This window comes from Floccifex sp. (genome assembly GCF_051873555.1).
Lineage (GTDB): Bacteria > Bacillota_I > Bacilli_A > Erysipelotrichales > Erysipelotrichaceae > Floccifex.
This window is the reverse complement of the sequence record NZ_JBJEEY010000011.1, coordinates 1-20820: the sequence shown is the minus strand read 5'-3', so window position 1 is coordinate 20820 and position 20820 is coordinate 1. Positions and strand designations below refer to the sequence as shown.

The 20820-nt window shown below is 31.0% G+C and carries 20 protein-coding genes and 1 pseudogene; 20 read left to right on the top strand and 1 reads right to left on the bottom strand.

The window, feature by feature from the left end:
• From eno to ACI32A_RS00765, 19 genes and pseudogenes are all read left to right on the top strand, one after another.
• Window positions 1-437 (top strand): annotated as a pseudogene (gene eno / locus ACI32A_RS00855) (phosphopyruvate hydratase); the annotation flags it as partial.
• A gap of 55 nt (window positions 438-492) precedes the next feature.
• Entirely contained in the window at window positions 493-1092 is a 600-nt protein-coding gene (locus tag ACI32A_RS00850; RefSeq protein WP_439753129.1) for an HAD-IA family hydrolase, read from the top strand.
• Entirely contained in the window at window positions 1082-2227 is a 1146-nt protein-coding gene (gene rlmD, locus ACI32A_RS00845; RefSeq protein WP_439753128.1) for a 23S rRNA (uracil(1939)-C(5))-methyltransferase RlmD, read from the top strand. The genes ACI32A_RS00850 and rlmD overlap by 11 nt, the downstream gene beginning before the upstream one ends.
• A 321-nt stretch (window positions 2228-2548) precedes the next feature.
• Window positions 2549-2728 (top strand): hypothetical protein, encoded by a 180-nt coding sequence (locus tag ACI32A_RS00840; RefSeq protein ID WP_439753127.1) that lies wholly within the window; start codon window positions 2549-2551, stop codon window positions 2726-2728.
• 56 nt (window positions 2729-2784) lie between these two features.
• Window positions 2785-3147, top strand: coding sequence for a Fic family protein (locus ACI32A_RS00835; RefSeq protein WP_439753126.1), 363 nt, complete (start codon window positions 2785-2787; stop codon window positions 3145-3147).
• Between the two features lie 243 nt (window positions 3148-3390).
• Complete coding sequence (locus ACI32A_RS00830) at window positions 3391-3579, top strand: winged helix-turn-helix domain-containing protein (RefSeq protein WP_439753125.1); 189 nt, start codon at window positions 3391-3393, stop codon at window positions 3577-3579.
• A 1239-nt stretch (window positions 3580-4818) separates the two neighbouring features.
• Window positions 4819-5574 carry an alpha/beta hydrolase family protein gene (locus tag ACI32A_RS00825; protein WP_439753124.1) on the top strand — a complete coding sequence of 252 codons (756 nt, stop codon included), beginning with the start codon at window positions 4819-4821 and terminating at the stop codon, window positions 5572-5574.
• A 152-nt stretch (window positions 5575-5726) separates the two neighbouring features.
• Window positions 5727-6038, top strand: coding sequence for a multidrug transporter (locus tag ACI32A_RS00820; RefSeq protein ID WP_439753123.1), 312 nt, complete (start codon window positions 5727-5729; stop codon window positions 6036-6038).
• Between the two features lie 31 nt (window positions 6039-6069).
• Entirely contained in the window at window positions 6070-9060 is a 2991-nt protein-coding gene (locus ACI32A_RS00815) for a TOTE conflict system archaeo-eukaryotic primase domain-containing protein (protein ID WP_439753122.1), read from the top strand.
• Between the two features lie 210 nt (window positions 9061-9270).
• Window positions 9271-9627, top strand: coding sequence for a hypothetical protein (locus tag ACI32A_RS00810; RefSeq protein WP_439753121.1), 357 nt, complete (start codon window positions 9271-9273; stop codon window positions 9625-9627).
• A gap of 10 nt (window positions 9628-9637) precedes the next feature.
• Complete coding sequence (locus tag ACI32A_RS00805; protein ID WP_439753120.1) at window positions 9638-10075, top strand: NAD-binding protein; 438 nt, start codon at window positions 9638-9640, stop codon at window positions 10073-10075.
• Complete coding sequence (locus ACI32A_RS00800; RefSeq protein ID WP_439753119.1) at window positions 10065-10754, top strand: potassium channel family protein; 690 nt, start codon at window positions 10065-10067, stop codon at window positions 10752-10754. Before ACI32A_RS00805 ends, ACI32A_RS00800 begins: the two co-directional genes overlap by 11 nt.
• Complete coding sequence (locus ACI32A_RS00795) at window positions 10744-12162, top strand: TrkH family potassium uptake protein (RefSeq protein WP_439753118.1); 1419 nt, start codon at window positions 10744-10746, stop codon at window positions 12160-12162. The genes ACI32A_RS00800 and ACI32A_RS00795 overlap by 11 nt, the downstream gene beginning before the upstream one ends.
• A gap of 31 nt (window positions 12163-12193) precedes the next feature.
• The gene (locus tag ACI32A_RS00790) at window positions 12194-13693 is read left to right on the top strand and encodes a sensor histidine kinase (RefSeq protein WP_439753117.1); all 1500 of its coding nucleotides are present in this window, start codon (window positions 12194-12196) and stop codon (window positions 13691-13693) included.
• Entirely contained in the window at window positions 13686-14399 is a 714-nt protein-coding gene (locus tag ACI32A_RS00785) for a response regulator (protein WP_439753116.1), read from the top strand. Before ACI32A_RS00790 ends, ACI32A_RS00785 begins: the two co-directional genes overlap by 8 nt.
• Before the next feature lie 78 nt (window positions 14400-14477).
• Window positions 14478-15215, top strand: a complete 738-nt coding sequence (locus ACI32A_RS00780) for a sulfite exporter TauE/SafE family protein (RefSeq protein WP_439753115.1) — start codon at window positions 14478-14480, stop codon at window positions 15213-15215.
• A 117-nt stretch (window positions 15216-15332) separates the two neighbouring features.
• The gene (locus tag ACI32A_RS00775) at window positions 15333-15752 is read left to right on the top strand and encodes a MarR family winged helix-turn-helix transcriptional regulator (RefSeq protein ID WP_439753114.1); all 420 of its coding nucleotides are present in this window, start codon (window positions 15333-15335) and stop codon (window positions 15750-15752) included.
• Between the two features lie 52 nt (window positions 15753-15804).
• Window positions 15805-17547, top strand: coding sequence for an ABC transporter ATP-binding protein (locus ACI32A_RS00770; RefSeq protein ID WP_439753113.1), 1743 nt, complete (start codon window positions 15805-15807; stop codon window positions 17545-17547).
• Entirely contained in the window at window positions 17544-19427 is a 1884-nt protein-coding gene (locus ACI32A_RS00765; RefSeq protein WP_439753112.1) for an ABC transporter ATP-binding protein, read from the top strand. The genes ACI32A_RS00770 and ACI32A_RS00765 overlap by 4 nt, the downstream gene beginning before the upstream one ends.
• A gap of 11 nt (window positions 19428-19438) precedes the next feature.
• Here ACI32A_RS00765 and ACI32A_RS00760 read toward each other — a convergent pair whose 3' ends face one another.
• A complete protein-coding gene (locus tag ACI32A_RS00760; RefSeq protein WP_439753111.1) occupies window positions 19439-19876 on the bottom strand; it encodes a MerR family transcriptional regulator in 438 nt (145 codons plus the stop codon).
• 62 nt (window positions 19877-19938) lie between these two features.
• Here ACI32A_RS00760 and ACI32A_RS00755 point away from each other — a divergent pair, with 62 nt between their 5' ends.
• A complete protein-coding gene (locus tag ACI32A_RS00755) occupies window positions 19939-20787 on the top strand; it encodes an iron-containing alcohol dehydrogenase (protein ID WP_439753110.1) in 849 nt (282 codons plus the stop codon).
• Window positions 20788-20820 lie beyond the last annotated feature (33 nt).

The following is a 20820-nucleotide window of genomic DNA, read 5'->3' as shown; positions in this document are numbered from 1 at the left end:
ACGGATGGAAGAGAATGACAGACCGTTTAGGTAAAAAAGTTCAATTAGTTGGTGACGACTTATTTGTTACAAACCCTGGAATCCTTTATGAAGGAATTGAAAAAGGTATCGCTAATGCCATCTTAATTAAAGTTAACCAAATCGGTACTTTAACTGAAACTTTCGATGCTATCGAAATGGCTAAAAAACACGGATACACTTGCATCGTTTCTCACCGTTCAGGAGAAACTGAAGATTCAACAATCGCTGATATCGCAGTTGGATTAAATGCAGGACAAATCAAAACAGGTTCATTATCACGTACAGACCGTATCGCTAAATACAACCGTTTAATCCGTATCGAAGACGAATTAAATGAACGTGGACAAGCTTCTATCGCTCAATACTTAGGAGATAAAACTTTCTATAATTTAGCAGATGTAGAATTTAAAAAATAAGAATTGATTTTTGAGGACTCATTATGAGTCCTTTTTTTTATGTTATAATCAAGTTATGATAAAAAATATTGTATATGATTTAGGTAATGTATTAGTTACTTTTGATCCTCATTCCTTTTTAAATGAACTCATTCAAAGCAAAGAAAAAGAACAAAAAATCTATGATTTTTATTTTAAATCCGATAAATGGATTCTTTATGATCAGGGTATATATTCTACAAAAGATTTAAAAGAAATGGGAATTCAAATGTTTCCAGAATTGAGAAAAGAAATTGAAATCGTTTTGGATTTATGGATTGAATATGTAAAACCAATTCCAGAAAATATAGAATGCCTGTCTTTTTTTTCAAATTATCAGCAATTCATTATTTCAGATATACCAGAAAGCAATTATTTATATTTGAAAACAAATTATGATTTTTTAAATCAAGTCAATGGAGGTATTTTTTCCTATCAGGAAAAAATAGTAAAACCCAATAAAAAAATGTTTACACGCTTGTTGGAAAAATATAAAATAAAAGCTCATGAATGTGTGTTTATCGATGATAAACTCGAAAATGTGCAAGCAGCACAGTCACTGGGATTTTATGGAATCCATTTAAAACATCCCTTGACATTGAAAAAACAATTGGAGGAATTTTTACATGAAATGTAAAGTATCAAAAATATGTGGTGGTTGTTCGTATTTAAATGAATCCATGGAAGAACAAAAACAAAAGAAAAAAGTAATGGTTCAAAACTTAATCGATCAATATCATTTAAAACTAAAAATTGATCATATTTTTATGACTGAAAAAGATATAGCCTATCGAAATAAAGTTATTGTTGGTTTTGCTAAAGAAAAAGGCATTATTTATTCAGGTTTATATGCAGCGCATTCACATCGTGTATGTCACAGTGAAAATTGTTTTATGCATCCCAAGATTGTGAATGAAATCATTCAGGAAATCACAAAAATGATGCAGTCCATGAAAATTGAATTATATAACGAAAAAACAGGAACTGGCTTGCTTCGTCATGTATTGATTCGCTATGCGCATAAAACTGAAGAAATCATGGTTGTTTTTGTCACAAGTCAAAAAATATTTCCTTCACGTAAAAATATGGTCAATGCTCTGCGGCAGAAGTTTCCACAAATTCGTACCATTGTACAAAATATCAATCCAAGAAAAACAAGTATTGTCTTACAAGATGAGTCTATTGTTTTATATGGACACGGATATATAACAGATGAATTATGTGGTATGAAAATTTCATTTGGATTTGATAGTTTTTATCAAATTCATAGTGAACAATGTGAAGTATTATATGATTTAGCAAAGCGCAAGCTTCATTTACAAAAAAATGAAACTGTTTTAGATACATATTGTGGAACAGGAACCATTGGATTGTCTTTGGCAGATTCTTGTAAAAAAGTCATGGGCGTAGAACGAAATGATGAAGCAGTATTCTATGCCAAAAAGAATGCTAGACAAAATAAAGTCAATAATATTCAGTTTGTTCAAATGGATTCCACTGAATTTATGAAAGAAGCTAAAAAACATCATACTTATTTTGATGCCATTGTTTTAGATCCACCAAGACAAGGAACGACAAAAGCATTTATTGAAAATGCTTGTGCTCTAAATCCAAAAAGAATTCTATATATTTCCTGTGATCCAAAAACATTAATGCGTGATTTATGTCAATTTCGAAAAGTGGGCTATGTAGCCAATAAAATTGATTTAGTGGACATGTTTCCAAGAACAACACATTGTGAGTGTGTGGTATTGATGACAAAGAAACTTTGATTTTAAACGGGCCAGAGAGTTTTTGGAGAATTTGTTCCTTTGTTTTTAACAGAAAAAGTAATTGAAAAAGCAAGAATGTAAATTTAAAAAAATATTTTCCGTTGAAATGATAGTTTTGGTAAAGAACTTGCGGGTTAAAAAATGGTGATGAGGAGATTGTTTATCATGGAGTTAATATATAAAAGAGCAAGTATAAAAGACATAGAATTATTAACAGACTCTCGTGAAAAAACTCAAATGGATAAACCGGTGTATTAAAAATTCGGCTTTGTTAAAATGAATGATGAAAAGGAAAAATAGTTGACAAGGAGGATGATACACATGGCAGAAAACAACGGGGAATTAGAATTAAATGAATATATTCGCCAAGGCGAACCGGAAAAAGTAGATAAAAGCAATGCATGGAAGACTGCCATTGGTCTTCAAGATGTAGATGGACTTAAGCCCTCTGCGTATTTATTGAAACTGCTAAAGAACATATTGAAGGTAAGATTAGCATAACGGAAGCAGATAAGCGTATTCATAGCTATTATGAAGAACGAAAAGACAGAAATGAAATGGAAGCAGATATAGTTTCTGTAAGAATTGCAAAATTACTTGGGGAAAAGACTTTTCAGTTTTCGCCTGTGGAATGGCAGAATATACATCGTAAACTTTTTGAGGGTGTTTTCAGCCATGTAGGGAAAATACGTGATTACAATATTACAAAAAAAGAATGGGTACTAAAAGGTAACTCGGTCGTGTATGCATCATATGACAGCATTCGTGCCACTTTAGATTATGACTTTTCGCAGGAAAAGGAATTCTCTTATAATGGATTATCAATAGAAGAAGCAGTGCGTCATATTGCAAAATTCACATCGGGAATCTGGCAGATTCATCCTTTTGGAGAGGGGATCTACTGCGGTATTTATTATTAAATATTTAAAGACATTTGGGTTTACTGTGAGCAATGAGACCTTTGCAGAAAACTCATGGTATTTTAGAAATGCATTAGTAAGAGCTAATTATAATGATTTGCAAAATGGCATCCATGCAACTACAAAATTTTTAGAGATGTTTTTTGAAAATCTGTTGATGAATGTTGGGCATGAATTAAAAAATAGATATATGCATGTAGATTTTGATAAACAAAGTGCAAGTCAAAGTGCAAATTTTGCACTTTGGAGGAATTAGCTATTATTCAAGAGTTAAAAAGGAATCCTACAATTCCTCAAAGAGAATTAGCAAATGTTATTGGCAAATCACAGAGAACAGTTAAAACGAGAACCGTTGAAATGCAAGAAAAAGGTTTAATAATTCGTGAAAATGGCAAACGAAATGGTAAGTGGAAGGTGATAGTTGAAATATAGTTTTGTTTGCATATATGGAGTGATACGAGACTGCAGTATTGCTATAAGGGTGCAAAACAAAATTATATATTTTTTTAGGATGAAAAAGATTATATAAATACAAAGCTGCCCATGAATGTTAATGCAATGTAAAGTTTCGATGCACGTCATGTGCGTATATTGATGTTAAGAAAAGACACAGAAACAGGCTAAATAAGCCGAAATGTGGCGTTATTTTAGTATTTTTTGCCCCATTACCAGGGGTGATAGTCCTTTTTCTTTTGGTTTCAGAGCGCTTTTGGGAAACATATCCACTGATTTTCCAAAGGGTATAGTGTGAATTGTGATCACTCTCCTATAGTCTGGTACTGTTGTTCTCCAATTATTTTAGAAGTATAGTGAGATTGCTGTTTTGTTTTGGTTGAGTGGTTGCTTCTTTATCAGAAAAATTAAGGCTCTTCAGACATCATTATGGGTGAAAAATTAGATTTTTCCTTATAACTATGCCTCTTTTTGAATCAAAGGTTTTCTATTTGGAAGTTCAATCAAATGGTATATAATATGATAATTTAAAGTACGTTTTAGACATGGAGAATTATGATGAAAACATTTCACCGAAGAGCAGAAGTTGGACAAATCGGAAATCTGGCTGGTAAGCTATCCAAGATTTTCAGTTGAATTAAAAAAAAATAATAGAAATTCATATTCCCTGGGATTTGAAAAAGTCAGATGGATAAATACTGGCGGTGTTATTACAACACATGGTGGTCCCAATGCATTCTGCATAACAGGTTACAGGCAAAAAATTAAACAGCATTCAGCTTAATTATATCTTTCAGCCATATAGACTAGGGAATTATTAATTATGCATAAAAAAGGTTCTTTAAAATATCTTGTGTATGTTGATATGAATTATAGTATTGTGTGAATTTTGTATATATTAAAAACTTTTAAATTGTTGTGTTGATGATAAATATGAAAACCCTTCTGCAATAGTATCGATATAACTCGTTTTACTTAAAGATGGGATGAATTTAATATTTCTAGTTTTCAAATAAAAGCATTTGTTGTCAAATTTGGTTAAAATGTTATACTCTGTGTAAAAAGACATGTAATACGCATCTATTTTTGGATATGTTTTTAAAGACAATATACAATCAGAACAAGACTTGATTAGCTTATAAGAACTTCAAGATTTGTTTGAGCCATATAGAAATTGTTATATTTTAATAAAGGCTAGAGTATAGGAGATGATTACTTATGGAAAAATATTTTGAAATTAATGAAGAAGGTCATAATATTCGATGTAAGTTGTATTCTAATAAAGGAATAGAAATAAAGAAAGTGATTTTATTTTCGCATGGATTTGCTGGACATAAAGACAATGGTGCCTGTCAGAAATTTGCGGATCGTATTTTATCAAAATATAAAGGAATTGCGGTAATGATTTATGATCTTCCAAGTCATGGAAATGACGTAAAAAAGAAAATCGTTTTACAAGATTGTATGACATATATGAATCTTGTACTTGAATATATCAAAACGGAATTCCATACAAATCAGATTTATTCATATGCCACAAGTTTTGGAGGTTATCTGGTTTTGACTTACATTAAAAAATATGAAAATCCATTTGTGAAAATCGCATTGCGTTGTCCCGCAATAAATATGGCAGATGTCTTAACTAAAACAATCATGAAAAATGATGAACTTGATAAAATACGCAAAGGGAAAAATGTAAAAGTTGGTTTTGATCGAAAGATTGAAGTAAATCCTTCTTTTTTAATGGAACTAGAACAAAATGATATTCGAAAAACTGAATATATTGAGTATGCAGAAGATATTATAATTTTACATGGAACCAAGGATGAAGTAGTATCTTTTGATGAGGTCAAACAATTTGCGGATGATAATATCATTGAATTTATTCCAGTAGAAAATGCAGATCATCGTTTTCAAAATCCAGCTTGCATGGAAGTGGCAACAAAGGCTGTCTTGGATTTTTTTGAATTATAAAATATATGGCTTATTTCGTATTATAATGGAAATAGGCTTTTTTATATATAAGTCATAAAGGATATTATAAAAATAACATACAGTTCATTGATGAAAAATAATTGAAGATGAAATGATTATTTAAATATATTTCAAAAAAGGAGTGAATAATTATGGAATGTTCAAAACAAGATTTGAAAATTTTCAAAAGTAAAATTAAAATTTGGCAAGAAAATTATATGGAACGTTTGATTCAAGAATACATAAAATTATTAAATGAAGAAAAAACTGCTTCTGAAAAATTCTGGACTCTCGAAGAACAAATACAAAAAGATAAAAAGAAACCAGGTGTATTTATGACTTTACGTCCATCAAATATGATTGTTGACATTGTCAATTTGATTGATGATGGTGTTATTACCATGGAAGATTTAGAAGAATTTAGTGATGATGTAAAAGAAAAAGTAAAAATAATCTTAAGATAATTCTTATGAAAAAGATTTGAAGGTGATTGTCTTGAATATAGAAGCCTATGATGTGAATTCTCTAAGAAAAATTGTCAGATTGTTAGAAAAAGAAAATAAATCTTTAAAAGAAAAGTTGAAAAAAGAAAATATTCCTTTTGAAACAGTCAATCCATTTGAAGAAATGATGGAAAATGTTGAAGAATATGATCCAGATCAGGGAGCACGAATCAATAAACCAAACTATATCACAGAAGAAATGGCAAAGCGTTTTTATTCTATGTTTTGGGCTAGAGAAGATGTTTATGCAAAGCGAGGTAAAAACGGTGGATATTTTCCTCAATGTGCAAATCGATGGAAAGAAATTTGTCCAAAACAAAGAGGGAAAGCTTTTTGTGATGAATGTAATCATAAAGAATGGATAAAATTAGATGCAAAAAAAATAATATCACATTTACTAGGATATAAAGAAGATGGATCGGATGTGATTGGGGTATATCCTCTTCTGGCGAATGGAACTTGTAGATTTATAGTATTTGATTTTGATAATCATGAAAAAGGATCGGAGTTAACAGATTTTGCGAATACAGATAATGAATGGCACAAAGAAGTAGATGCATTAAGAAAAATATGTATAAAAAATGGTATAACACCATTGGTTGAAAGATCAAGGTCTGGCAAAGGAGCTCATGTCTGGATTTTCTTTAAAAAAGCAATTTCTGCTTCATTGGCAAGAAATTTTGGTTTTTTATTATTGGATAAAGGATCTACTTTAGTTAATTTAAAATCATTTCATTATTATGACCGAATGTATCCTTCTCAAGATGTTGCAAGTAGTATAGGTAATTTGATAGCTCTTCCTTTGCAAGGACAAGCACTAAAAAAAGGAAACAGTGCTTTTGTGGACGAAAATTGGAATGCATATCCCAATCAATGGGATGTTTTACTAAATAAGACAAAGAAATTAGATTTGGAAGAAATTGAGCAATTCATGTCAACGTGGAAAGAAGAGTTGTCAGAGGAAAAAGGATTGTTTACGAATTCATTATTGAATGATAGACCAAAACCATGGAAGAAGAATACTCGATTTGTGAAAGAAGATGTTATTGGAAAGTTTCATATTGTATTAAGCGATGGCGTTTATATAGATACATTAAATCTCATGCCAAGAATTCAAAATCAAATTCGAAGTATGGCAGCTTTTGATAATCCAGAGTTTTATAAAAATAAAAGACTGGGATATTCTAATTATTACAATTTTAGTACGATTTATTTGGGAAAAGATGAAGATGGTTATATAAAAGTTCCAAGAGGATTAAGAGAACAAATCATAGAAAAGTGTAAAGAAGCTGGAATTATTTATGATATTTCAGATCAAAGAGAGAAAGGACATCCAATTCGAGTTTCGTTTAAAGGGGATTTACGAGTTAAACAAGAATTAGCTACTGAAAAACTGTTGTCTTATACGGATGGAATTTTAAATGCAGCGACCGCTTTTGGTAAAACAGTTGTTTGCAGTTATTTGATTGCAGAACGAAAAGTAAATACACTTATTTTGTTGCATAAAAAAGATCTTCTTTATCAATGGGTTGAAGAATTAAATAATTTTTTAGAAATAAGAGAAGAACTCCCAGAATATGAAACAAAAACAGGGAAAAAGAAAAAAAGAGATAGTGTAATTGGTATTTTACATGGAAACAAAAATACTTTAACAGGAATTGTTGATGTTGCGATGGTAGGTTCTTTGTATAATAAAGGAAACTATAATGAACTCATAAATTCTTATGGCATGGTCATCATGGATGAATGTCATCATGCAGCATCCAATACATCCATGAAAATATTACAAAAAGTAAATGCAAAATATGTATATGGAGTTTCAGCTACCATAAAGCGATCGGATAATATGGATAAAAATATATTTATGATGTTTGGACCAGTAAGACACCGATATACTGCTTTAGAACGTGCAAAAGAACAAGGAATTGGACATTATTTTGTTCCTAGATATACAAGAGTTATAGATACAAGTGATAGTAAAGATGACATTAATAAAGCTTATAGCTTAATTAGCATGAGTGAAATCCGCAATGAAATGATTATCAATGATGTAATTGATTGCATCGCAAAGAAACAGACGCCCGTTATTCTAACAAGATTTAAAGAACATGCGAAATTGCTATATGACTCTTTAAAAGATCAAGCAGATTATGTATTTCTTCTATATGGTGATAATACAGACAAGCAAAATTTAGAAATACAGTTAAAATTAAAACAAATACCAAAAGAAGATACACTAATCTTGATTGCTACTGGACAAAAAATAGGAGAAGGATTTGATTTACCACGACTCGATGTATTAATGTTAGCAGCACCGGTATCTTTTGAAGGGCGACTTGAGCAATATGCGGGTAGATTAAATCGAGATTATGAAGGTAAAGAAAATGTATTTATTTATGATTATATTGATTCTCATATTCGTTTTTTTAATAAAATGTATGCAAAAAGATTGAGAACATATAAGAAAATTGGATTTTCAATTTGGAATGAAAAAGAACAATCTAAACAACAAACAAACGCAATCTATGATTCTGAAAACTATATAGAAAAATTTGAACAAGATATTGTTGAAGCCGAAAAAATGATAGTGATTTCGAGTCCAGATATATGTCAAAATAAAATTGAGCGATTTATATCATTGGTAAAGAATCGGCAAGAAAAAGGAGTAAGTATAACGATTATTACAACTATACCGGAAGAAATAAAATTCGGAAATATTGATATTTATTATGAATTAATCAAAGAAATGAAACAAATTGGAATTCATGTAATAGAAAAAACAGAAGTGGAAGAAAGATTTGCGGTAATTGACGATGAATTGGTTTGGCATGGAGGAATGAATTTATTAGGGAAAGTAGATGTATGGGATAATTTGATGCGTATTCATAATTATCAGGTGGCTGCAGAATTATTAGAAATTGCGTTTGGAAACATAGATGATTCTGCTAATATGTTTTGCACTTCTTGTTTTATAGAAGCATAAACCTGAAAATCTATGGAATTTTTAGAAAATGTGAAATCAACAAGAATATTGGATATAGATTCTAAATAGAATTTTATATCCATTTTTTTATACATTTTTAACATCCATTTTAAATTCTCACAAAATTTTTATATCGATAAAATATATTTTCACACCGATTTCACAAGAAAAAATATATACTTCATGTACAAAAGAAAGAAGGAACTCTAAATGCATGACACATTAGAAGATATATGTAAACAACTCATTTATTGCCAAGAATATAAAGAATGTGAAAATAAATTAAAAGAAGCCATGTTTCAAAATCCACATTCTGCTATTCCTCATAATTTGATGGGAATATTGATGGAAAAAGAAAGAAATCATGTATTGGCAATGAAGCATTTTCGTGCAGCTTATGCATTGGATCCAACTTATATTCCTGCTCGCTATAACATGGAACAATATGGATCTTTGGAAACATCAAAAAGTTGTGCTTATTCAGAAAATGATTGTCCTATACAAAATGATTCACAATTTAAAGTTGTTTATGATTCAAAAAATGTAAGACATCTTGTTAGAAAATAGGAGAAATGATATGACGGAAAAAGGAAATGGTTGCACAGTAATTGCTGGATGTGGACGATTGGGAGCTACTATTGCAGGAAAACTATCAGAAAAGAAAAAAGATGTAGTGATATTGGATTGTGATAAAACAGCTTTTCGTAAGCTTCCTTATTATTATGGAGGACTAACATTAACAGTTGATGCAACAGATATTGAAAAATTAAAAACAACAGATCTTTGTAGTGCTTCTGTATTTATTGCTCTTACAAATCATGATTGCGTAAATATATGTTGTGCGCAGATTGCTAAAAATGTATTTCATATTCCTAAAGTAGTTGCAAGAATATATGATGAAGAAAAAATCGCATTAGTTAATGATATGGGAATTGATGTGATTTGTCCAGGCAAATTATCTGAAAAAGAAATTCGAAATTATATTGAAATTGGAAGTGAAACACATGTGGAATAAAAAGAAAGACCAGAAAAATATTTTGATTGTTGGTGGATTTTATAAAGCAAAATCTTTAGCAACTTCTTTATTGAATAAAAGATATTGTGTGACTGCAATTAATAAAGACTACCAAGCTTGTGAAAAATTAGCAGAACTAAATCAGTTGAAAGTTATTTATGGAGATGGAAGTAAAAAATATATTTTAGAAGATGCTTCAGCTTCAAGTTGTCAAGTGGTTATTGCGCTAACGGATAGTGATGAAGAAAATCTAATCATTTGTGAAATGTGTAAAAAGTTTTTTCATGTAAAAAAAACAGTATCTCTTTTAAAAGATCCTTCAAAAACAGATTTCTTTTATCAAATGGGAATTGATCGTGTAGTTTGTGCATTGAATATGATTACTACTATTATGGAAGAACAAGCATTAATGGATGAAATGACACAAATGATTCCTTTTGATCATGGCAAAATCCAAATTTTAGAACTTCCTATTTCGAAAAAATCATTTGCAGCCGGGAAAAAATTATGGGAATTGAATATACCAAAAGAAATCATTATTGGATGCATTCTCAGATCAGATCAAAGCCTGATTCCAAGAGGAGATACTCGTATTTTAGAAGGCGATGTACTTTTGGTGATTACCTCAGACATGTCAAAAATAAATCAGATTAAGGAGATGACAACATATGCTTCATAAGAATGAAATGTCCAATATAGGAAAAATGATAATCTTAGAAAGCTGTATCTTGTTCGTTCCATTATTGGTTATTCCTTTTTTTTTGGATGAAGTAAATCAAATATGGAAATTTTTATTGCCGGCTATCCTGTCGATTGGATTTGGATTTTTGATTTGTCACAAAAAGAAAAAGTTAAGCAGCTATCGATTGGTTGTGTTTTCCTGGTGTTATGGCTTTATTCTAGCTGCCATACCTTTTTGGTTATCTGGAAATTTAAATCCTGTACAAGCATTATTTGAATCAGTAAGCGGATTTACTACAACTGGCTTATCTGTACTCAATGTAGAAAAACTTCCTCATATTTATTTGTTTTATAGAGGATTTCTTCAATATGTTGGTGGATTGGGTTTTGTGATGATGATGCTTCTTTTTATACAAGAAAAAGATGCAGTTACTTTGTATCAAGCAGAAGGACATTCGGATAAATTGATGCCCACTATTGGGAAAACTGTAAAAGTCATTATCTTGATGTATGGCTTTTTTCTGATTGTTGGAACTTTATTGTATAGCATATTTGGGATGCCAATTTTTGATAGTCTGGTTCATAGCATGTGTGCATTATCTACTGGTGGATTTTCAAATCGATTGGAAAGTATTGGCTATTATCATTCTCTTCCTGTTGAATGGATTACCATCTTTTTGATGTTGATTGGAACTACCAATTTCTCATTATTACTTCTTTTATTTCGAAAACGATTTAAAGATTTTTTTAAATCCAGTGAAATTCGATTTCTATTTGGAATCATTCTAATTTCTGTTCCCTTGATGACATTGTTTTTGATGCAAAATGGAAACACATTTGGACAAAATAGTGAATTAGCATTCTTTAATGCATTTTCTGCCTTATCTACGACAGGATACTCCACTTGTATGTATGATCAATGGCCTGAAACAGCACTGGCAATTATGATCATTCTAATGATTATAGGTGGAGGTATTGGTTCAACTGCAGGTGGGATTAAATTAGGAAGAGTCTGTAAGCTTATGAAAAACCTGATATGGAATATCAAAAAGAAAATTATACCGGATCGAATGGTTACACTTATGTATTATTGCAAAGGAAAAGAAAAAGAATTGCTGGATAAAAAACAAGTAGAAGAAGCATCAACATATGCACAAACATATTTGATTTTTTTTATAATTGGAAGCATTGCTCTTACATTTTTTTCGGGCAGTACTTTATTGGAAGGATCTTTTGAATTTGCTTCTTCACTGGGAACAGTTGGACTTTCTATAGGAATTACAAATAACAATACTTCCTGTATTTGTCTTTTAATTGAAATTATCGGAATGATTTTAGGTAGATTAGAAATCTTTGTCTTAATTCAGGCAATTTATAAGGATAATTCATTTTGTAATACTTTATAAAACAGATTATAATTGAAAAATGGAGAAATCAATGAACAAAAAGAAAGAATGGATTTTAAATCTAATTAAACTATTAAGCACTGTTTTTTTGATGACTTTATTAGGACAACTCTTTCATCAACTAGGATTTCCTGAAACCAATATAGTAGTTATTTATATATTTGCTGTTTTCTTAGTAGCAAGATTTACAAGTGAATATACATTTGGCATATTATCTGCAATATTGTCTATCATTTGCTACAATTATTTTTTTACTGTTCCATATCATACATTGTTTGTCAATGATACTTCTTATATTATTACTTTTTCGATAATGTTGATAACTTCTATTTTAACAAGTACATTGACAACAAAAGAAAAGTTATTAACCAAGGAAGCCAATGAAAAAGGAGAAGAAACACAAATATTATATAATGTTTCCAGCCAATTATCGGATGCAGCAGATTTAGAAACAGTTCTAAAAATTACAGTTGAAAGTATTAGCCAATTGCTACAAATCAATGTTGGATGTATTTATGTGGGAAATCAAACAAATCCAATTTATATTCAACAATCAGGAAAAGAACAAATTCATAGAAATATTCCAAATATAGATGAATTAATGGAAATATATTCAAATTTAAGTACTGAATATATAGATGAACAAGAAAATTATGGATACCCAGTCAATGGAAAAGATCATTTACTAGCGATAATAAAAATAGATAAAAAAGTGGATGCAGAATGGTTTGAGCGAAAGAAAGCATTGCTTCATTCTATTATTGAAAATGTTTCAATGGCAATGGATCGAATTGAAATTACCATTGAAAGAATAAAAGACAGAGAAAAAATGGAAAGAGAAAGACAGCGAGCCAATTTATTGCGTTCAATTTCTCATGATTTGCGTACACCTTTATCAGGTATTATGGGAACATCGGAAATGTTAATGGACATGATGGAAAAAGATGATTCGTGTCAAAAGCTTCTTCAGGGAATTTATCAAGATGCAGATTGGCTAAAATCGCTGGTTGAAAATATATTAAATTTAACGCGATTGCAGGATGGAAAAATTGTCATTCATAAAGAAATGGAAGCTATTGAAGAAATTATTGGAAGTGCTGTATCTCATATTGAAAGAGTACACCCAGAAAGAGAAATTCAGGTAGATATTCCAGATGATTTTTGTCTGGTTCCTATGGATGCCAAATTAATTGAACAAGTTTTTATTAATTTGTTAGACAATGCGATCAAACATACAAAACAAAATCAAGCCATTGTGATTCAAACAAAGTATACGAAAAAAGAAGTCGAGATTTCTGTTTTAGATGAAGGAGAAGGAATTGCTCAAGAAGATCTTTCAAATCTTTTTAAAATCTTTTATACATCTAATAAACATTCAGATTCAAAAAAAGGAATTGGATTGGGACTTACAATTTGTGAAACCGTAATAAAAGCACATGGAGGAATGATTACGGGTCGAAATCGAAAAGATACAAAAGGGGCTGAATTTATATTTACATTGCCATTGAAAGAAGGAACACAAAATGTTTAAGGAAAAGATACTTGTTATAGAAGATGATATTCAAATTCAAAATTTTATGATTTATACATTGGAAAATGCAGGCTTTCAAGTAAATGGAGTTCCAAATGGAAAAGATGGAATTTCATATGTTGTTAAAGAAAATGTGGATTTGATATTACTGGATTTGGGGCTTCCAGATATGGATGGAATGGATGTTCTTCATAAGATTCGTCAATGGAGCGATGTTCCTATTATTATTGTATCCGCAAGATATTTAGACAAAGAAAAAGCCAATGCATTAGATGATGGAGCCGATGACTATTTAACAAAACCTTTTTCTGCTACAGAATTAATGGCAAGAATTCGTGTTGCCTTGCGCCATTATTATCGAATGAATCCAATTGAAACGAAAAAAGAAGATGAAATTTATATAAACGGAAATCTAAAACTCGATAATGGAGCGCACATGTTTTATAAAGACGGACAACAAATTCATTTAACACCATTGGAATATAAATTATTACTGTTATTGATGAAAAATCCCGGAAAGATTTTAACGTATCATACGATATTAAAAAAAGTGTGGGGAGAAGGATATGGACAGGATACTCAAGTTCTACGATCAACAATGGCATCTGTTCGACGAAAAATAGAAAAAAATCCAGCAAAACCAGAATATATAGAAACAGAAATTGGTGTTGGATATCGTATGAGAGAATATGAATTAAAAGAATAGTCTTGAACAAACAGGCAGAATTGTATATTGAGAATGTGCCTGTTTTTTTGTATTATTCTGAAGAAAAGAGAAATACTTATGTTATTTTTTATTTATGTGATTGCTGGTTTAGGAGCAGGAATTGTAACAGGTTTGGCAGGACTTTCTGCAGCTGTAGTTATTACACCTTTTTTAGTGAGTTTATGCAATTGGCCAGGATATGATGCTGTAACTGTTGCCTTGGCTTCGGATGTATTAGCCAGTCTCTTTTCAGCTTATACGTATTATAAAAATAAAAATATTGATGCCAAAAGAGGTATTCTTGTTACGTTTACTGCATTCATTGGAACTGTGATTGGAAGTTATTGTGGCTATTTATTCAATCTGGCTCAACCCAATGGACTAGGCTATATATCTATGTTTACAACTGTTTTTTTAGGAATCAAGTTTTTAGTCAAACCAGTGACAGGAGGAAAAGACACATCAAATAGCACTGAAAATAGAGGATTATCCAAAACAATTTTGGCAATGATTTTGGGAAGTCTGATTGGCTGGGTATGTGGATTCACTGGAAGCGGTGGAGGCATTTTGATGTTGACTGTTTTTACGCTGGTTCTTGGATATAACTTGAAAGTAGCTGTTGGTACCAGCACTATGATTATGTCAATCGTTGCTTTGACAGGGACTGTTAGTCATGTTTTAATGGGAGCTAAAATATATATATTTCCAATGACTATAATTATGTTTTCTTGTTTGATTGGGGCTATTTTTTCTGCAAAATTTGCGAATAAATGTGAAATAAAAAAGTTAAATCGAATTGTAGGTATTGTATATTGATTTTAGGAATTGTGACAATTTTGATAAAGTCTATCTAAAAATAAGATAGAATTATTGACATCATATGAAGAATTTGTTATAAATGTAGCGTGCTACATATTAAAGGAGGCCATTTTTGTGATTACAAACGATGTTGGATATTTGATTAAGAGTATTAATGACAAATTGAAAGCTAAAGCAGATGCAGAATTGAAGCAATTTAATTTAACTATGTCACAATGTCGAGTTCTTACGTTTTTAAGTTCTCATGAAGGTCAGGCAACACAAAAACAAATTGAAGTTTTTTTAGACGTCTCTCATCCAACGGTTGTCGGAATTGTTTCTCGTATGGAACAAAATGGATTTGTGAAGACTTGGCAATGTGAAGATAAAAGAAATAAAAAAGTTATACTTACTCCACAAGCGCTATCTATTGATAAACAAATGCAACAAAATCTGCAGGATAATGAACAAAGGCTTTTAAAATCTTTGTCCATAGAACAAGGAAAACAACTTGTGGAATTATTACAAATGGTCTTAAAAAATTTAGCCGATTGAATCGGCTTTTACTTCACTTTTATATGTAGCACACTACATATAGGAGGGAATTATGATAAAAATATTAATGATGAGTCTAAGAGAATATAAAAAAGGCTCTATAATTACAATTTTATTATCCATATTGGAAGCCGCATTTGAAATTCTTATTCCTCTTTGCATGGCATATCTCATTGATCAGGGAATAGATACTGGAAATATGGAGGACGTTTGGAAATATGGAATCCTCATATTAATTGTAGCAGGGCTGCAATTGATAACGGGTGTATTATCTGCGCAAATGGCAGCAAAAACAGCAGTGGGTTTTTCGGCAAATATCAGGCAAGATGCTTATGATAATGTACAAACATTTTCATTTTCAAATATTGACAAGTTTTCGACTGCTTCGATTGTGACACGATTAACAACTGATATCACCAATATACAAAATGCATATCAAATGTTAATTCGAATGGCAATTCGAGGACCAGTCATGTTAATTTTTTCCATGATTGTTTCTTTTTCAATCAATACGAGAATTGCTCTTATATTTCTTGCGGTAATTCCAATTATGGCCCTTCTATTAATTCTAATTGTATGCAAAGTAGGACCTGTTTTTAATAAAGTATTTCATACCTATGATAAATTAAATAATTTCGTACAAGAAAATGTACGAGGAATTCGAGTGATTAAATCCTTTAATCGAGAAGAAAATGAAATATCTCAATTTAAAAAAATATCCCATTCAATTTGTATAGACTTTTCCAAAGGTGAAAAATTACTGGCTTATAACACACCCATTATGCAATTTTTTATGTACATCTGTATGATTCTTATTTCATGGATTGGTGCTAAAGCCATTGTGACAAGTGGAAACCAAGCTTCTTTGGGAATGACGACAGGTGATTTGACGGCATTATTTTCATATGCCACACAAATATTAATGGCATTAATGATGCTGTCTATGGTTTTTGCGATGATTACAATATCCATTGCTTCTGCACGACGCATTGCGGAGTTATTAGAAGAAAAAACCGATATTCAAAATCCTGCTAATCCTGTTATGGAAGTCAAAGACGGCTCGATTTGTTTTGAACACGTGGATTTTGTATATGCATCTAAGGCAGATAAAAAAGTATTGACGGATATCAATTTGAATATTGAATCCGGGCAAACCATTGGAATTATTGGCCCAACCGGATCCTCTAAATCCAGTTTAGTTCAATTGATTCCTCGTTTATATGATATAAATAATGGACATTTGCTGTTAGGAGGCATAGACGTTAAAAAGTATGATTTGGAAATACTTCGAGATGCTGTGAGTATGGTTTTACAAAAAAATGAACTTTTTTCAGGAACAATTAAAGAAAATCTAAGATGGGGAAATGAAGGAGCAAGTGATGAAGAAATAAAAGAAGCTTGTATTTTAGCTTGTGCAGATGAATTCATTCAAAATTTACCAAATCAATATGATACATATATAGAACAAGGCGGAACCAATGTATCAGGTGGACAAAAACAGAGACTATGTATTGCCCGTGCTTTATTAAAGAAACCCAAAGTATTGATTTTAGATGATTCAACTTCTGCAGTGGACACAAAAACAGATGCGAAAATTCAAAAAGCATTAAAAGAATATATACCTGATACAACGAAAATTATCATTGCCCAAAGAATTCGTTCCATCCAACAAGCTGATCAAATTATTGTGATGGATGATGGAAAAATAGAAGCCATGGGAACACATGAACAACTATTAAAGAAATGTGATATCTATAAAGATATTTATGTATCCCAGGAAAGGAGAAAAAAATGAATCAGAAAATAGATTTGAAAACACTTCTTCGTATCTTTTCTTATATGAAAGAATATAAAATTCAATTTATTTTTGTGACAATCTGTATTTTATTAAGTGCCATTGTCAGTGCCATTTCTGCATTGTTTCTTCAAATTCTGATTGATAATTACATTACTCCTTTATTAATAAGTTCAGTACCAGTATTTGATGACTTAATGAAAATTCTATTAATTATGGTTTTTATTTATTTAGCAGGTGTATGCACAACTCTTTTTTATAATCGAGTTATGGTAACCATTGCACAAGGAACACTTAAGAAAATTCGAGACGAAATGTTTGAAAAAATGCAACGACTTGAAATTCGTGTTTTTGATTCAAGAACACATGGAGATATAATGAGTCTTTATACCAATGACACAGATACACTTCGCCAAATGATTGCACAATCCATGCCTCAACTCATTTCTTCAATTTTTACTATCGTCTCAGTTTTTGTTTGTATGCTTTATGTAAGTATAGGACTTACTTTGGTAGCTGTTATAACCATGATATTCATTTTACAAATTGTTAAAAAAATAACAGGAAAAATTGGTTATTATTTCATGATGCAACAAGAAACATTAGCGCAAGTTAATGCCTTTGTTGAAGAAATGGTAAATGGACAAAAAGTGATTAAAGTATTTAATCATGAACAAAAAGTTAAAGCACAATTAAATGAAAAAAATAAAACATGGGCACAAAACGCAGCCAATGCCAATGGATTTGCCAACTCGATGATGCCTATGATGAATGCATTGGGCTATATTCAATATGTGATTATTGCGATTTTAGGAGGCTATATAGCCATTCAAAGTGTAACAAATATAGGATTACAAGGAATAGGGACATTAACACTAGGATCCATTGCTTCGTTTTTAACACTTTCACGTAACTTTAATAATCCAATATCTCAAATTTCCAATCAATTTAATTCAATAGTAACAGCTCTGGCCGGAGCATCCCGTATTTTTGAATTTATGGATTTACAACCTGAAATTGATCAAGGATATGTCACATTGGTCAATGTTAAAGAAATCAATGGAAATTTATTTGAAACGGAACAGAGAACAGGTTTATGGGCTTGGAAACATCCACATCAAGATGGAAGTTTGACATATACAAAATTAGAAGGAAACGTTGTTTTTGAACATGTTGATTTTGGTTATGTACCGGAAAAACAAATTTTGTTTGATATTTCATTATATGCCAAACCCGGACAAAAAATTGCTTTTGTCGGATCTACTGGAGCTGGAAAAACGACAATCACAAATCTTATGAATCGGTTTTATGACATAGATGATGGGAAAATACGTTATGATGGAATTAATATCAATAAAATCAAGAAAGCGGATTTACGTCGCTCATTAGGTATTGTTTTACAAGATGTCAATTTATTTACAGGAACTGTGATGGAAAATTTACGCTATGGAAATCCAAATGCGACAGATGAGGAATGCATAGAAGCTGCAAAATTAGCCAATGCACATGGATTTATCGAAATGCTGCCACAAGGGTATCAAACTATGTTGAAAGGCGATGGAAGTGGCTTATCCCAGGGACAAAGACAACTTCTTTCCATAGCACGTGCTGCCTTATCTAATCCGCCAGTTATGATTTTAGATGAAGCCACTTCTTCTATTGATACAAGAACAGAAGCCTTAGTTCAAGAAGGAATGGATCGACTTATGAAAGGAAGAACTGTTTTTGTGATTGCCCATCGCTTGTCAACAATCAAAAATGCAGATGTCATTATGGTATTGGATCATGGTCATATCATCGAACGAGGGAATCATGAATCTTTGATTCTGAAAAAAGGAATTTATTATCAATTATATACAGGAGCTTTTGAATTGGAATAAAGCTCCTTTTTTCAAGAATGCGCTAAATCATAATACGCTTGAATATTTTCTGGAAGATGGTCAGGAAGCATTTGTTTTATATGCTTTTCATTTCCATCTTGAATGGCTTGTTGATAATACCAGCACTTGAATTGAAGCATGGCCATATTTTTTTCAAGTTCTTTCATTTGTTTTTCTAAAATTTGTTTACGATTTTCAAATAACTGCATTCGATTTAGATATGTAGAAGGCCCCATAGCACACCAATCCATAAATTGTTTGATTTCTTTAATTTCCATACCCGTTTTTTTCAAACACTCAATAACATGAAGTGCTTCTATTTCATTTTCAGAAAACTTTCGAATACCAGATTCTCTTTGAAGATCAGGAAATAAACCTTCTTTGTCATAATAACGAAGCGTTGAAATGGATAAATGAAACATTTTTGATACTTGTCCTATTGTGTACATAATATTCTCCTTGACCTAAAGTTAGCTTTAGGTATTAATATCATATCACAGGAGGAAAAACCATGTTAGGAAATTTTACATATTATAATCCAACAAAACTCTATTTTGGACAAGATTCTTTATCAAATCTAAAATTTGAATTAAAGAAATATGGAAAAAATGTTGTTTTTGTTTATGGAAAATCATCCATTAAGAAAAATGGAATCTATGAAGAAATTATAAAAATTTTAAAAGAAGAAGAAAAAAATGTAGCAGAAATTGCTGGAGTAATGCCAAATCCAACGATTGATAAACTATATGAAGGAATAGAAATTGCTCGAAAGCACAAAGCTGACTTTATTTTGGCAGCAGGAGGTGGCTCCGTTTGTGATTACAGTAAAGCGCTTTCGGTTTCTATTCACTGTCAAAAAGATCCATGGAAAAAATATTATATTGATTTTGAAGAACCAGATTGTCCCATTGTTCCAGTTGGTTGTGTACTCACAATGGTGGGAACAGGATCCGAAATGAATGCAGGATCGGTTATCACAAATCCCAAAGAAAAATTAAAAATTGGTCATGTATTTCAAGATGAAAATATAATGCCAAAGTTTTCGATTCTAAATCCACAATACACAATGAGTCTTCCACATTATCAGATGGTAGCTGGTATTTATGATATTTTTAATCATATTTGTGAACAATATTTTAGTGGAGAAGACGACAATACCAGTGATTATATGAGTGAAGGCTTAATGAAATCTTTGATTCATTCGAGTCGTATTGCCAATGAAAATCCACAAGACTATCAAGCACGCAGCAATATCATGTGGACAGCTACCTGGGCATTAAATACTCTAATTTCAAAAGGAAAAAGTACAGACTGGATGGTACATATGTTAGGACAATCTTTAGCAATGTCATTAAGTTAAGAATAACAACATTTAGGGGGTAACAAAAAAATG

Excerpts from the sequence above, each read along its gene's own strand:
- ACI32A_RS00850 (WP_439753129.1), top strand. The coding sequence starts at position 493 with ATGATAAAAAATATTGTATATGATTTAGGTAATGTATTAGTTACTTTT.
- rlmD (WP_439753128.1), top strand. The coding sequence starts at position 1,082 with ATGAAATGTAAAGTATCAAAAATATGTGGTGGTTGTTCGTATTTAAAT.
- ACI32A_RS00840 (WP_439753127.1), top strand. The coding sequence starts at position 2,549 with ATGGCAGAAAACAACGGGGAATTAGAATTAAATGAATATATTCGCCAA.
- ACI32A_RS00835 (WP_439753126.1), top strand. The coding sequence starts at position 2,785 with ATGGAAGCAGATATAGTTTCTGTAAGAATTGCAAAATTACTTGGGGAA.
- ACI32A_RS00825 (WP_439753124.1), top strand. The coding sequence starts at position 4,819 with ATGGAAAAATATTTTGAAATTAATGAAGAAGGTCATAATATTCGATGT.
- ACI32A_RS00820 (WP_439753123.1), top strand. The coding sequence starts at position 5,727 with ATGGAATGTTCAAAACAAGATTTGAAAATTTTCAAAAGTAAAATTAAA.
- ACI32A_RS00810 (WP_439753121.1), top strand. The coding sequence starts at position 9,271 with ATGCATGACACATTAGAAGATATATGTAAACAACTCATTTATTGCCAA.
- ACI32A_RS00805 (WP_439753120.1), top strand. The coding sequence starts at position 9,638 with ATGACGGAAAAAGGAAATGGTTGCACAGTAATTGCTGGATGTGGACGA.
- ACI32A_RS00800 (WP_439753119.1), top strand. The coding sequence starts at position 10,065 with ATGTGGAATAAAAAGAAAGACCAGAAAAATATTTTGATTGTTGGTGGA.
- ACI32A_RS00795 (WP_439753118.1), top strand. The coding sequence starts at position 10,744 with ATGCTTCATAAGAATGAAATGTCCAATATAGGAAAAATGATAATCTTA.
- ACI32A_RS00790 (WP_439753117.1), top strand. The coding sequence starts at position 12,194 with ATGAACAAAAAGAAAGAATGGATTTTAAATCTAATTAAACTATTAAGC.
- ACI32A_RS00785 (WP_439753116.1), top strand. The coding sequence starts at position 13,686 with ATGTTTAAGGAAAAGATACTTGTTATAGAAGATGATATTCAAATTCAA.
- ACI32A_RS00780 (WP_439753115.1), top strand. The coding sequence starts at position 14,478 with ATGTTATTTTTTATTTATGTGATTGCTGGTTTAGGAGCAGGAATTGTA.
- ACI32A_RS00770 (WP_439753113.1), top strand. The coding sequence starts at position 15,805 with ATGATAAAAATATTAATGATGAGTCTAAGAGAATATAAAAAAGGCTCT.
- ACI32A_RS00765 (WP_439753112.1), top strand. The coding sequence starts at position 17,544 with ATGAATCAGAAAATAGATTTGAAAACACTTCTTCGTATCTTTTCTTAT.
- ACI32A_RS00760 (WP_439753111.1), bottom strand. The coding sequence starts at position 19,876 with ATGTACACAATAGGACAAGTATCAAAAATGTTTCATTTATCCATTTCA.
- ACI32A_RS00755 (WP_439753110.1), top strand. The coding sequence starts at position 19,939 with ATGTTAGGAAATTTTACATATTATAATCCAACAAAACTCTATTTTGGA.